The sequence below is a fragment of the Herbiconiux dendrobii genome, assembly GCF_052048175.1.
Classification (GTDB): Bacteria; Actinomycetota; Actinomycetes; order Actinomycetales; family Microbacteriaceae; genus Herbiconiux.
Genome location: NZ_JBLZQV010000001.1, coordinates 815,369 through 827,113, shown reverse-complemented (window position 1 = coordinate 827,113; position 11,745 = coordinate 815,369). Strand labels below are relative to the sequence as shown.

Below are 11,745 nucleotides of genomic sequence, written 5' to 3'. Positions count from 1 at the left end.
CTGCAGTCGTCGCTGCGCTGTCCGCGCAAGCGTAAGCCATACTAGTTGCTCACGCCTGGGCGTCGGCGGAACGTTCGCCGAGTGCGCAGCGCGGGGCGGGAGAGACTCCGTGGCCTCGGGAAACCGCCTAGCCGGCGGCCCCCACGGTCTCGGTGGTCAGCTCGGTGAACGCGTCGGCGTTCTCGTCGAGCCCGATCACCCCGTAGTCCCAGCCCTTGCGCCGGTAGACCACGCTCGGACGGTTCGACTCGGAATCGATGAACAGGTAGAAGTCGTGCCCGACCAGTTCCATGTGGTAGAGCGCGTCGTCGACGGTCATCGGGGAGGCGCCGAACACCTTCTTACGGATGACGACCGGGCAGTACTCGTCGTCGGCCTCCACCGGCGTGCCATCCGCCGAGGCCGAAGCCGAGGCCCCGGCGACGGGTGCGGCCGAACCGTCGGCCGAGATGCTCGTCAGGGCCTCCACGGAGGCCGGCTCGACACCGACGGCGCTGAAGCTGCCGGTGGCCGCCTCGTGCAGCGAGACCGGGCGGTGCTGCCCGCGATGCACCTTCTTGCGGTCCTTCGCCCGGCGTACCCGCTGAATCAGCTTGGCGATCGCGAGGTCGAACGCCGCGTATTTGTCGGATGCGGCGCTCTCCGCCCGCACCAGCGGACCCGGACCGATCAGGGTCAGCTCCACCCGATCGTCTCCGCTCTGGGTGCCGTTCGCCGAGTTGTGGCGACTCACTTTGATCTCGAGGGCGAGAGCTTTGTCAGCGAGATGCTCGACCTTCTCCGCCTTCTCGCTCGCGTACTCGCGAAAGCGATCCGTAAGCCCTAGGTTTCGTCCAGTGATGTTGATTTCCATGGAGACCTCCTAGCCATTTTTGGTGACGCGGTGCCGACCAAGGTCGGGACCGTTCGCGCCTTGTGGGGTTCACGCTAGTACGCCCGCACCGGATAGTCACCGACTAATCACCTGTACGTCGTCTTTCGTTACGCTGGGGGTCACGAAGCGTCGCTCGCGGTGCGCGAGACAGGCCGCACCGAGCACGGTCGCGCCCGCCTCTTCGAGCGCACGCCGGCCTTCGATCAGCGTGGAACCGGTGGTCAGCACGTCGTCGACGAGCAGCACGCACCGGCCCCCGACCCGAGGATGCGCGGTCATCGCGCCGAGCAGATTCGCCCGGCGGCCCGCCGCCGAGAGACCCGCCTGGTCGGCGATCGGCCGGTTCAGCGTGAGCATCGGGACGCGCCCGGCGACGAACCCCGCCGCCCGCACGAGGTCGTCGACCGGCCGGTACCCACGGCGCCGCACCGCGCTCCGATCCGACGGCGCACACACCAGCAGCGGAGGCGGAAGCCCCGGTGCCGACCAGCGCTCGATCGCGAACGCCAGCACCGCGCGCAGGGCCGGAGCCAGCGCGGCGACGGCATCCGTTCGCCCGCGCTCCTTCAGGGCGCCGAGCGCCGTCGCGACGACCCCGCCGTAGTCGAGACCGACGGCCACCTCGAGATGGTGCGGCCACAGGTCGGCCACCCTCACCGGGGGCGGCCCCAGCTGCGGCCCGCACCGGCGGCACACCGCCCGGTCGACCTCGCCGCAGCCCAGGCACACCACCGGGACGAGCACGGCGGCGGCCTCGGTGAGCCACTGGCCGAGCGGGTGATCGGGGGCGAGGAGAGCGGGCGAGGGGATGAGCGGGCGAGTGAAGAGGGACATGCCCCGAGTGTCGCCGCCCGGCCGGCCGAGCATCCGCCCGCCGGCGGATCTGTGGAGAGGACGTCAGTTCTGCACAGCCAGCAGCGTGATGCCGGGAGCAGACGACTGCCAGCTGCTCCCCCGCTGCTGCAGCAGCTCGCCGTCGGAGGCCAGCACCCGGAGGCCCTCGAGATCGTTCCCGCCCGCCATCGAGACCGCTGCGGCCGGAGCCCCGAGGTTCGAGCTACGGGCGCCGAGCCGCTGCGCAACGGCGCGCGTCTCGCCGGTGGAGAGCTCGGTGACCGCCGCCACCGAGAACTGGTCCACCCAGGTGGCGTCCAGGGGTGTGCCGACCCCGCTGGTGAGCTCGACGGGCTGACCCAGCCGCTCCGGCACGCCGTCCTGGTTGCGGATGACCGCCGCCACCACGAGTTTCGGCACCCCGTCGATCGACAGGAAGGCCACGGCCCGGGTGCCGTCGCGCGAGATCTCGAGCGAGGTGATGCCGGAGGCGCCGTCCCAGGTGCTCGGGATGCCGAGCGCGGTGCCGTCGGGCGCATAGGCCGACACGGCGGCGGGATTGCTGCTCGGGGTCGACCAGACGAAGCCCCAGGGGTCGATCGCGGGGGCGATCAGCCCGCTGCGCTGATCCAGCAGCACGGTCGCGGTGCTGCCCGACCCCGAAGCCGACCCCGGCGACCCCGGAGCGCGCACCGCGTGCACGGTGCCGTCGGCCGCGCGCACCGCCGCCGACTCCGCCGTGGCCGAATAGGCCACCGCCGTGGGGCTCAGCGCCTCGACGGCGTCGCTGATGCCGGGGATGACGGTCACGCCGCTGGAGGTCAGGTAGCCGAGGGAGCCGTCCCGCAGCACCAGCGGGCGCGCATCGACCCGTGGGTCGGCATCCGGCGGGGGCACGTCCGAGCCCGGGATCGGCACGATGTTCTGGTCGACCGAGATCGCCACGCTCGAGGTCGACGCCAGGTCGCGCAGGCTCTCGTTCAGCTGGAACCGCATCCGCTGAAGGTCGGTCGCGTCGGCCTGCAGGATGTTGCTCGAGAGCTCCACCTGGGTCTGCCCGCCCGTGGTCACCACCGCGGGCGTCGTGGTGCCGTCCGGGAAGGCGGTCACCACCGCGCCGTCGCCGAGCCAGGCCGAGGGGCCCACCAGCAGGGCCTTCACCACCCGGGTGCCGACCGCCGTGGAGGTCGGGAACCAGCGCAGGTCGGGCACCAGGTAGGTGAACGTCGGATCGTAGAAGTACAGGGCGTGCGCGCTGAACACCTGGTCGAAGAACAGGTCTTCGATCACGATCCCGTCGTCGAGCTGGTTGATGCGCCATTCGCCGTCCACCTGGGTGAATCCGAAGCCGAGCGTGAGCGGCGCATTCGTGGTGCTCTGGGCGTACGAGCCGTTGGCGTCGACGGATGCCACCTGCGTGACGTTCATCTGCAGGGTGCTGTCGTTCTGGGCCGAGGTGGGCCGGGTTCCGGTGTCGACGGTGGTCTTGGCGTTGGGGCGCCAGGACGCCGCCGCATCCGGGGCCAGGTAGCGACGGGCGATGGCGTAGTCGTCTTGCGGGCTCTTGGCGGCCTGGATGAAGCCGTTCAGGATCTGCTGCTGGCTGGCGCCCTTGGTGGGGTCGGCGGCCAGGAAGATCACGTCGATGTCGTCGTCGGTGCCGATGGCGTCGCCCGGCTGCACGGGGCCCGAGCGCGGGATGCCGCTGCAGGCGGTGAGGGCGACGAGCATCAGCACGCCGAGCAGGGCCGCGATCGCACGACCGGATCGTCTACGCATGGTCGGCCCCTTCGGCCTCGGGTCGGGCCGGCTCGGGCTCGCCGGCCTCGTCGTGCCGCGCCGGCGGCCGCAGCTCGGCCACCGCCGGCACCTCGCCGTAGGCGTCGGCGGGCTCCAGCGGAAGCGGCGACTCGCCGAGCTGGCGCCCCGGGGTCCGCGGCAGCGTGAGCCGGAAGTTGCTCCCCGCCCCCGGCCGCGACCACACCTCGAGCAAGCCCCGGTGCAGCGCCGCGTCCTCGAGCGAGATCGCGAGACCGAGCCCCGTACCGCCGATGGTGCGCTTGCGCGAGGGATCGGCCCGCCAGAACCGGTCGAACACCCGCTCGGCCTCCACCTCGGTCATGCCGCTGCCATAGTCGCGCACCGAGAGGGCCACCGAGCGCTCGTCGCTGTCGACGCTCACCACGATCGGCTTGCCCTCGCCGTGCTCGATCGCGTTGCCGAGCAGGTTGCGCACGATGCGACGGATGCGGCGCCCGTCGACCTCGGCCTCGAAGTAGCCTCCCGGCGCCACCAGCCGAAGCGGCGAGCCGGCCTGCTCGGCGAGCGACTCCATCTGGTCGACGGCGTCTTCGGCGAGCCGCACCAGGTTGGTGGGCTCGGTGTCCAGCGACGCGGATCCGGCATCGAAGCGGCTGATCTCCAGCAGGTCGCTGAGCAGCAGCTCGAACCGCGCCGTCTGGGTGTGCAGCAGTTCGGCGGTGCGGCCGGTGGCCGGGGGGAAGGTGTCGCGCTGGTCGTAGAGCACGTCGCCGGCCAGGCGGATGGTGGTCAGCGGGGTGCGCAACTCGTGCGAGACGTCGGAGACGAAGCGCTGCTGCACCTGCGAGAGCTCGGCCAGCTGGGTGATCTGCGACTGCATGCTGTCGGCCATCCCGTTGAACGAGCGAGCGAGCGTGGAGATCACGTCTTCCCCGCGCTCGGGGATGCGCACCTCGAGCTGCCCCGCGGCGAGCTTCTCGCTGGTGTCGGCGGCGGTGCGGATGGGCTGCACCACGAGGCGCACGATCACCCAGGCCACCAGGCCGATCAGGATGACCAGGGCCAGACCGCCGAGCCACAGCGTCTGCTGCACGAACACCAGCGTCTGCTCGGCCTCGGACAGGTTGTAGCCGATGTAGAGCTCGAAGTCGCCGGCGCCCGGGATGGTGAGCGGCGAGCCGACGATGATGCCGGGATCGGTGCCCCCCTGCCCGTTCGACAAGGGCACCGACTGCCAGTACTGCTGCACGTCGCCCGTGTCGCTTCCGACCTGGGCCTGGAGTTCAGGCGTGATGACCGTGGGGCTGGCGAGCTCGGGGCTCGCGAAGGAGAGCACGGTCGTGGCATCCGAGGTTCGCCCCGGCGTGGCGTACAGCGCGATCAGGCGGCTGGACGAGGAGGCGATGATGGCCGACTTGGCCGAGCTCAGCAGCGAGATGGTGGAGGCCTCGCCCGCCGGATCCGAGGAGTCGAAGATGGTCTGCGCCGCGTTCGCCGCGTTCTCCGACTCGACCAGCACCTGGCTCAGGCGCGACTGGAAGAGGTCGTTGCCGATCGAGATCGACATGTACGTTCCGGTGGCCACGACGGCGACGGCCGAGAGCGCGACCGTGATGACGATGGTGCGGAACTGCAGCGAACGCCGCCACAGCCGCGCGATCTGGCGCGGCCAGCCACGCCAGTTGCGGGCGATGGCGGGGCCGACGGCCTGGTTCCGCCGCGCGTTCGCTGCGGTGGTCACGGCCGGTCGCGTCTCACGCGGAGCCGGCGCGGTAGCCCACGCCCCGCACCGTCATGACGATCTTGGGGTTGTCGGGGTCTTCCTCCACCTTCGCGCGCAGGCGCTGCACGTGCACGTTCACCAGGCGCGTGTCGGCCTTGTAGTGGTATCCCCAGACCTGCTCGAGCAGCATCTCGCGGGTGAACACCTGCTGCGGCTTCGTGGCGAGGGCGAGCAGGAGGTCGAACTCGAGCGGCGTGAGGTTGATGCGCACGTCGCCCCGGCGCACCTCGTGGCCGGCGACATCCAGCTGCAGGTCGCCGATCTGCAGCAGCTCGGGCGTGCTCTCCGAGGCCGGGCGCAGACGGGTGCGGATGCGCGCCACCAGCTCCTTGGGATTGAACGGCTTCACCACGTAGTCGTCGGCGCCGGACTCCAGCCCCTTCACGACGTCGGTGGTGTCGGTGCGCGCGGTCAGCATGATGATGGGCGTGCCGGACTCGGCACGGATCAGGCCGCAGACCTCGATGCCGTCCATGCCGGGGAGCATCAGGTCGAGCAGCACGAGGTCGGGCTTGGACTCGCGGAAGGCGGCGAGCGCCTCCCCGCCGTCGGCGCAGAAGGTGGGCTCGAAGCCTTCGGCCCGCAACACGATGCCGATCATCTCGGCAAGGGCGGTGTCGTCGTCGACAACGAGAATGCGAGGGTCCATCGCACAAGGCTAGTGGAGCGGATCGTGGACCACTCCGAGAAAACTCCCAAGGAGTGTGGAAACATGGGTGAGGGGACGGGGTGTGGGTCGGCACCGGCTGAAACGTGAGGATCACCGATGAACGAGAACACCTGGGCGGCTCCCGGCTCCGAGCCTCAGGCTCCGGATGCGGCGCCTCCCGCTGCGGCGCCTCCCGCTGGGCACTACGAGCAGTACCCGCCGCCGGTCCCGCAGTACGGGCAGTACGCCCCGCCGCCCGCGCCGCCGCAGCCGCAGCCGCAGTACGGGCAATACGCTCCGCCGCCCGCTCCCGCGTATGCGCCGCCCGGTCACGGTCAGCCGCATCCGGGATACGGTCCGCAACCCGGCGCCTACGGTCCGGGCTGGCAGAGCTCGGCGCAGTGGGCCCCGCCGCCCAAGCCCGGCCTCATCCCGCTGCGCCCGCTCGGCTTCGGCACGCTGATGGCGGCACCGTTCCAGGTGCTGCGCCGCAATCCCAAGGCCACCTTCGGCAGCGGCCTGCTGGTGCAGCTGATCGTGGTGGTCGTCACCGCCGTGTTCGTGGGGGTCGCCACCTTCTGGGCCCTCTCCCGCTGGGCCTCGCTGCCGGCCTCCAGTGACGAGGCCGACGCCATCAGCGCGGGAAACGTCGCCGTGCTCATCGTCTCGATCGTCATTCCGCTCGCCCTCTCGCTCTTCGCCTCGGCCCTGCTGCAGGCGGTGCTCGTGGTGGAGGTCGCCCGCGCCACCCTCGGCGAGAAGCGCCGTCTCGGCGAGCTCTGGAAGGTGGCGCTGCGGCGCACCCTGCCGCTGGCCGGCTGGTTCTTCCTGGTGGCGGCCGCCGTGCTCGTCGGCCTGGCGATCATCGTGGGCATCGTGGTGCTCGGCGCGTTCGCGGGCGGCCCGGGGCTCGCCATAGCGATCGTGGTCGCCGTGCTGCTGAGCCTCGGGCTCGGCGTGCTCTCCGCCTGGATCGGCACCAAGCTGTCGATGGTGCCGAGCGTGATCGTGCTCGAACGCCTGGGCGTCGGCGCCGCCATCCGTCGCTCGTGGCGCCTCACCGCGGGGATGGCGAACTTCTGGCGCACCCTCGGCGTGATCTGGCTGGTCGCCGTCATCCTGAGCTTCGCCACCCAGCTGATCTCGACGCCGTTCTCGTTCCTGATGCCGATCGTGGCGACCGTGATCGACCCGAACAACTCCGGCTCGGGCATCGCCGCGATCATCGTGCTCTACCTCGTGTTCGTGGTGGTGACGATCGTGCTCGGCGCCATCAGCGCCGTCGTGCAGGCCGCCACCGTGGCCGTGATCTACATCGACCTGCGGATGCGCAAGGAGGGGCTCGGAATCGAGCTCACACGCTTCGTGGAGTCGCGCCAGTCGGGCCTGGACGAGTGGCCGGACCCCTACCTTCCCCAGCCGCGCGGATGATCGCGGCTGCCCTCGTCTCCCGGCTCGTGAACGACCTCCCGGTCGATCCCGACGCCGATCGGGCGCGTGAGTGGCTCTCGACCGAGCTCGGCAAGCCGCCCTACCAGGCCGCCCGGCCGACCTGGTTCGACCTGCTCGCCCAGGGGTTCCAGGACTGGCTCGACTCGCTCCGGCTGCCCGACGGATCGGGGCTGTCGCTGCAGGGCATCGTGGTGCTGATCGTCGTGCTGGTGGTCGTGGCGCTGATCGTGGTGGCCTTCGTGGTCTACGGCCGCCCGCGCCTGAACCGCCGCAGCCGGGTGGAGCCCGGCGCGCTGTTCGGCAGCGACGACACCCGCTCCTCGCAGGAGCTGCGGCGCTCCGCCGAGCGCGCGGCCGCGGCCGGCGACTTCCGGCTGGCGATCGAGGAGGCCTTCCGGGCTCTGGCCCGGCAGCTGGCCGAGCGCACCGTGGTGTCGACCGCACCCGGCACGACCGCGCAGGATTTCGCGCGCCGGGCCGCATCCGCCTTCCCCTCCTCCGGTGAGGAGCTGCTCGCGGGCGCCGGGCTGTTCGACGGGGTGCGGTACCTGGATCGGCCGGGCAGCCGCGGCGAGTACGACCGCATCGCGGCGCTCGACCGGCGCCTGCAGTCGGAGCAGCCCGTTCGCCTCGAACCCGTCGTGAGCGAGCCCGTGCGATGAGCGCGCCCGGCACCGGCACCACCACCGGGCCCGAGACCGGCCGGACCGCCCGCCCTCAGGCCGCGACCGTCGAGACGGCGACCGTGGGGCGCACCGCCCGGCGCTGGCTGTTCTGGATCGTCGCCGTGCTCGCCGCCGTCGTCTTCGCGATCGTCACCACGCTGGCCACCTCCTCAGCCGCGCCCGACACCGATGTCTTCTCGATCGAGAACGCGGGGCCCGAGGGCAGCCGTGCCGTCGCCGAGGTGCTGCGTCAGCAGGGCGTCGACGTGATCGCGGCGTCGACGCTCGGCGAGGCCCAGTATGCCGCCGCCGCCGCGACCGGGCCGGTGACGGTGCTGTTCGCCGATCCGTTCGGCTTCCTCGACGACGAACGGCTCGAGCAGGTGGCCGGTCTCGGCGACGACCTCGTGCTGGTGGAACCCGGCTCCTCGGAGCTCGAGGCCCTGGCCCCGGGCATCGCGACGGCGGGCTCCCCCGAAGACGCCGATTCGGTGAGCGCCGGATGCACTCTGCCGGCCGCTCAGAAGGCGGGCGAGATCTCGCGGCCGAACCTCACCTACCGGGTGCTCGACGCGAACGCCTCGGGCGCCGCCTCGGCCGCGCAGACCTGCTTCCGCTCCTACGACGACGCCTACGCCGTCATCGGGCTCCCCTCCGATGCGGGAAGCACCACGGTGCTCGGCGCCGGCGACGCGCTCACCAACGACGCCGCCACCGCCTACGGCAACGGCGCGCTGGTGCTCAACCTGCTCGGCGAGAACGCCACGCTCGTCTGGTACCTGCCGGGCTACGACGACGTCGAGGCCGGTGCCCCCGCCACCCTCGGTGAGCTGACGCCCGACTGGGTCACCCCCGTTCTGCTGCTGCTGATCGTCACCACCGTCGCCGCCGGCATCTGGCGCGGGCGGCGCTTCGGGCCGGTCGTGGTGGAGAACCTGCCGGTCACCGTGCGGGCGAGCGAGACGCTCGAGGGCCGCGCCCGGCTCTACGCGCGGCAGGGGGCGCATGCCCGCGCGCTCGACTCGCTGCGCATCGGCACGCTCTCCCGGCTCACGGTGCAGCTCGCGCTGCCCCGGCACGCCACCGTGGTGGAGGTGAGCCGATCCGTCGCCGCCGTCACCGGCCGGCACGTCGACGAGGTGCACGACCTGCTGGTGGGCGGGACGCCCCGATCCGAAGCCGATCTGCTGCGCTACTCCGACGCCCTGCTCGTGCTCGAACAGCAGGTGGCCCGCGCCACCACCCCGGGGTAGGCCGGCCGGCATGGCCCCGCTCTCCGCGACCCCGATCCTGAACTCCCCCGCCGTCTTCGCAGTTAGGAACCATGGATGACCGACATCTCCTCCCCTTCCCCCTACTCCGCTCCCACCGACGCCCAGCTGCGGGAGGCGCTCTCCCGGGTGCGCACCGAGGTCGCCAAGGCGGTCGTGGGGCAAGACGGCGCCGTCACCGGCCTGATCATCGCGCTGCTGGCCCGCGGTCACGTGCTGTTGGAGGGCGTGCCCGGTGTGGCGAAGACGCTGCTCGTGCGCACCCTCAGCCAGGCGCTCAGCCTCGACACCAAACGCGTGCAGTTCACCCCAGACCTGATGCCGGGCGACGTGACCGGCTCGCTGATCTACGACGCGAAGGCGGGCGAGTTCTCGTTCCGCGAGGGGCCGGTGTTCACGAACATCCTGCTCGCCGACGAGATCAACCGCACGCCTCCGAAGACGCAGTCCTCGCTGCTGGAGGCGATGGAGGAGCGGCAGGTGAGCGCCGACGGCGTGACCCGCAAGCTGCCCGACCCGTTCCTGGTGGCCGCCACCCAGAACCCGATCGAGTACGAGGGCACGTACACGCTGCCCGAGGCACAGCTCGACCGCTTCCTGCTGAAGCTCGTGCTCGACCTGCCCGAGCGCGACACCGAGGTGGCCGTGCTGCAGCGGCACGCGAACGGCTTCGACCCGCGCAACCTGGCGGCGGCCGGGGTCGGACCGGTGCTCACCGCCGCCGAGCTGCTGTACGCGCAGCAGGCCGTGGTGCGGGTGCAGGCCGGGCCGGACGTGCTCGCCTACATCGTCGATCTCGCGCGCGCCACCCGGCAGAGCCCGTCGGTGAAGCTCGGCGTCAGCCCCCGCGGCAGCACCGCGCTGCTGGCCTCCGCCAAGGCGTGGGCATGGCTGAACGGGTACACGGGGGTGACCCCCGACCACGTGCAGGCGATGGTGCTGCCGGTGCTGCGGCACCGCATCCAGCTGCGGCCCGAGGCCGAGCTCGAGGGCGTCGCGGTGGACAGCATCCTCCGCAGCATCATGACGCAGGTGCAGGTTCCCATCTGATGGGTGCTGGTTCCCACCGGATGGGGAGGGGTGCCCGGTGACCCTCTCGGGGCGGTTCGTGGCGCTGGTGGCGCTGGGCGTGGTGCCCGTGGTGCTGTTCGGCGAGCTGTTCGGGCTGGCGCTGGGGGCTCTGGGGGTGTGGCTGCTGTTCGTGGTGGCGCTCGTGGTGCTCGATCTGGTGCTCGCGGCCTCGCCTCGGCGGGTGGCCGTCGAGCGGTCCATCCCGGGGCGGGTACGACTGGGTGAGACCGCCGTGTCGACGCTCTACCTGACCAACACGGGGCGACGGATGCTGCGGGCAGTCGTGCGGGACGCCTGGCAGCCCTCGGCGGGGCCGGCCTCGGCGCGCGCGCGGGTGGAGATCCCTGCGGGCGAGCGGCGCTCGTACGCGATCGCCCTCACGCCGTTCCGGCGGGGCGAGCGGCGCACCGAGCGGGTGACCGTGCGGGCGTTCGGACCGCTCGGGCTGGCCGCCCGGCAGGCGACCCTGCTGGCGCCCGGGCGCATCCGGGTGCTGCCGCCGTTCAATTCGCGCAAGCACCTGCCGTCGCGGCTGGCGCGGTTGCGGGAGCTGGACGGGCGCACGAGCGTGATGATCCGTGGGCAGGGCACGGAGTTCGACAGCCTGCGCGAGTACGTGCGCGGCGACGACGTGCGCTCGATCGACTGGCGGGCGACCGCGCGGCACAGCGACACGATGGTGCGCACCTGGCGGCCCGAGCGCGACCGGCGTGTGGTGATCGTGATCGACACCGGCCGCACGCAGGCGGCCCGCATCGACGACGAGCCGCGCATCGACACCGCCTTCGAGAGCGCGCTGCTGCTCGCCGCCCTGGCCACCCGGGCGGGCGACCGGGTCGATCTGATCGCGTTCGACCGCCGGTTGCGGGGTCGCGTGCACGGGGCATCCGGACCCGAACTGCTGTCGCGGATGGTCGACGTGATGGCGCCGATCGAGCCTGAGCTGATCGAGATGGACTGGACCGCCGTGCCCGGGCTCGTGCGCCAGGTCACGACGCAGCGCTCGCTCGTGGTGCTCTGCACGGCGATCGACGCGCCCGGCATCTCGCGCGAGCTGATGTCGATCGTGCCGCAGCTCACCCGCAACCACCTGGTGCTCGTGAGTTCGGTGACCGATCCGGATGTCCTGGCCGGCGTTCTCGAGCGCGGCGACCGCGAAGAGGTCTACCGCGCCGCCGCCGCCGAGCGCGCCCTCCTCGACGTGGCCCGTGTCACCACGGTCCTGAAGCGCTACGGCGCCGACGTGGTCACGGGCTCCCCCGCCGACCTCCCCCCGGCCGTGGCCGACCGCTACCTCGCCCTCAAGGCCGCCGGCCGCCTCTAACGCGTCGCCCCCCATAGCCCCCCCGCCTCCGCATGCCGCCCAGCAGCCCGCACCCCGCACC

General features: G+C 71.9%; 10 protein-coding genes. 5 read left to right on the top strand and 5 right to left on the bottom strand.

The features are described 5' to 3' along the window. Window positions 1-127: 127 nt before the first annotated feature. From hpf to mtrA, 5 genes are all read right to left on the bottom strand, one after another. Complete coding sequence (hpf, locus tag ACN4JJ_RS03805; protein WP_440708571.1) at window positions 128-853, bottom strand: ribosome hibernation-promoting factor, HPF/YfiA family; 726 nt, start codon at window positions 851-853, stop codon at window positions 128-130. A gap of 96 nt (window positions 854-949) precedes the next feature. After that, on the bottom strand, window positions 950-1,708 hold the full coding sequence (locus ACN4JJ_RS03800; protein ID WP_440708570.1) for a ComF family protein: 759 nt from the start codon (window positions 1,706-1,708) through the stop codon (window positions 950-952). A gap of 63 nt (window positions 1,709-1,771) precedes the next feature. Further along, window positions 1,772-3,487: an LpqB family beta-propeller domain-containing protein gene (locus tag ACN4JJ_RS03795; RefSeq protein ID WP_440708569.1), complete on the bottom strand. Its 1,716-nt coding sequence runs from the start codon at window positions 3,485-3,487 to the stop codon at window positions 1,772-1,774. Then, window positions 3,480-5,210: an MtrAB system histidine kinase MtrB gene (gene mtrB / locus ACN4JJ_RS03790; protein WP_440708568.1), complete on the bottom strand. Its 1,731-nt coding sequence runs from the start codon at window positions 5,208-5,210 to the stop codon at window positions 3,480-3,482. The genes ACN4JJ_RS03795 and mtrB overlap by 8 nt, the downstream gene beginning before the upstream one ends. A 13-nt stretch (window positions 5,211-5,223) precedes the next feature. Further along, window positions 5,224-5,901 (bottom strand): MtrAB system response regulator MtrA, encoded by a 678-nt coding sequence (gene mtrA / locus ACN4JJ_RS03785; RefSeq protein ID WP_440708567.1) that lies wholly within the window; start codon window positions 5,899-5,901, stop codon window positions 5,224-5,226. 117 nt (window positions 5,902-6,018) lie between these two features. Between mtrA and ACN4JJ_RS03780 the strand changes: the two genes are divergently transcribed. The 5 genes from ACN4JJ_RS03780 (at window position 6,019) to ACN4JJ_RS03760 (ending at window position 11,684) form a co-directional block, all read left to right on the top strand. Next, window positions 6,019-7,332, top strand: coding sequence for a hypothetical protein (locus tag ACN4JJ_RS03780; RefSeq protein ID WP_440708566.1), 1,314 nt, complete (start codon window positions 6,019-6,021; stop codon window positions 7,330-7,332). Next, window positions 7,329-8,015, top strand: coding sequence for a DUF4129 domain-containing protein (locus ACN4JJ_RS03775; RefSeq protein WP_440708565.1), 687 nt, complete (start codon window positions 7,329-7,331; stop codon window positions 8,013-8,015). The genes ACN4JJ_RS03780 and ACN4JJ_RS03775 overlap by 4 nt, the downstream gene beginning before the upstream one ends. Next, window positions 8,012-9,271, top strand: coding sequence for a DUF4350 domain-containing protein (locus ACN4JJ_RS03770; RefSeq protein ID WP_440708564.1), 1,260 nt, complete (start codon window positions 8,012-8,014; stop codon window positions 9,269-9,271). The genes ACN4JJ_RS03775 and ACN4JJ_RS03770 overlap by 4 nt, the downstream gene beginning before the upstream one ends. A 75-nt stretch (window positions 9,272-9,346) precedes the next feature. Next, the gene (locus tag ACN4JJ_RS03765) at window positions 9,347-10,339 is read left to right on the top strand and encodes an AAA family ATPase (RefSeq protein ID WP_440708563.1); all 993 of its coding nucleotides are present in this window, start codon (window positions 9,347-9,349) and stop codon (window positions 10,337-10,339) included. Window positions 10,340-10,376: 37 nt separating this feature from the next. Then, the gene (locus ACN4JJ_RS03760) at window positions 10,377-11,684 is read left to right on the top strand and encodes a DUF58 domain-containing protein (protein ID WP_440708562.1); all 1,308 of its coding nucleotides are present in this window, start codon (window positions 10,377-10,379) and stop codon (window positions 11,682-11,684) included. Window positions 11,685-11,745 lie beyond the last annotated feature (61 nt).

Bases quoted from the DNA above. Each gene is read 5' to 3' on its own strand.
- ACN4JJ_RS03800 (WP_440708570.1), bottom strand. From the start codon at position 1,708: ATGTCCCTCTTCACTCGCCCGCTCATCCCCTCGCCCGCTCTCCTCGCC.
- ACN4JJ_RS03775 (WP_440708565.1), top strand. From the start codon at position 7,329: ATGATCGCGGCTGCCCTCGTCTCCCGGCTCGTGAACGACCTCCCGGTC.
- mtrA (WP_440708567.1), bottom strand. From the start codon at position 5,901: ATGGACCCTCGCATTCTCGTTGTCGACGACGACACCGCCCTTGCCGAG.
- ACN4JJ_RS03795 (WP_440708569.1), bottom strand. From the start codon at position 3,487: ATGCGTAGACGATCCGGTCGTGCGATCGCGGCCCTGCTCGGCGTGCTG.
- ACN4JJ_RS03765 (WP_440708563.1), top strand. From the start codon at position 9,347: ATGACCGACATCTCCTCCCCTTCCCCCTACTCCGCTCCCACCGACGCC.
- ACN4JJ_RS03780 (WP_440708566.1), top strand. From the start codon at position 6,019: ATGAACGAGAACACCTGGGCGGCTCCCGGCTCCGAGCCTCAGGCTCCG.
- ACN4JJ_RS03770 (WP_440708564.1), top strand. From the start codon at position 8,012: ATGAGCGCGCCCGGCACCGGCACCACCACCGGGCCCGAGACCGGCCGG.
- hpf (WP_440708571.1), bottom strand. From the start codon at position 853: ATGGAAATCAACATCACTGGACGAAACCTAGGGCTTACGGATCGCTTT.